The sequence below is a fragment of the Methylobacterium nigriterrae genome, from assembly GCF_037106235.1.
In the GTDB taxonomy this organism is placed as follows: domain Bacteria; phylum Pseudomonadota; class Alphaproteobacteria; order Rhizobiales; family Beijerinckiaceae; genus Methylobacterium; species Methylobacterium nigriterrae.
The window spans coordinates 1-767 of record NZ_JBAWTG010000452.1 but is presented as its reverse complement, the minus strand read 5'-3'; the positions used below and the strand labels follow the sequence as shown (position 1 = coordinate 767).

Annotated in this window: 1 protein-coding gene; it reads left to right on the top strand. The window is 61.3% G+C overall.

Going from position 1 to position 767, the window contains the following annotated elements:
- Positions 1 to 307, top strand: a 307-nt coding sequence (locus tag WDW90_RS37695; protein WP_431311207.1) for a CE1 family esterase, incomplete at its 5' end; no start/stop codon positions are given.
- Between the last annotated feature and the right edge of the window lie 460 nt (positions 308 to 767).

Genomic DNA, 767 nt, shown 5'->3' with positions numbered 1-767 from the left:
TGCCGACCGCACCGTCAACCCGGTCAATGGCGACCGCGTCATCGCACAGGCCAAGCCCGAGGCGACGTCGAGCAAGATCGTCACGCAGGGGGAGAGCCCTGGCGGGATGACCTACACCCGCACCATCCAGTCTGATGGTTCTGGTCGAGAGGTGTTGGAGCAGTGGGTTTTGCATGGGGCTGGGCACGCCTGGTCCGGTGGGAGTCCGAACGGCAGCTACACGGACCCGCATGGTCCCGATGCCAGCCGTGAAATGGTGCGGTTCTTCATGGCACACGCAAGCGCGAGCGGCACGACCCGACACTGAGCTTCCGAGTAGGCCTGAGGTCCGCGGCTCCGGCCAGGGATACGGGGCTGCCTGACACGGACATTCGCCCCTCATCAAAAGCAAAAGGATGGGCCGGTCTCTTTGTGAGACCGGCCCATCCTGTGGTTTTTTCTAGCATGGCAGTTCGAAGGTCTACGGAAGGCGCATCTCAGCCGGTTAAGCAGTGACTCCGAAAGGGCCTGTCGCAAAATTTTTTGGCGCCCGGTTTATGACGGGACTGCGCTCTGCCAGACCCGCATCGTCTCAACCAATGGTAGTGGTTTGACCGGCTGACGACCCAAACACACAACCAGAAGGTGGACCGCGCCGCGTTCTCGCGCAGCTCGCACACCGGTCGGAAAGTTTGCGACATGTGTGGACGCCCCTTTAGGAGCAAGAGAAATCTTCAAGAGCGGTGTGGCACGTGGTCGGGTGCTGACATGTGTGCGGCCTTTGATGC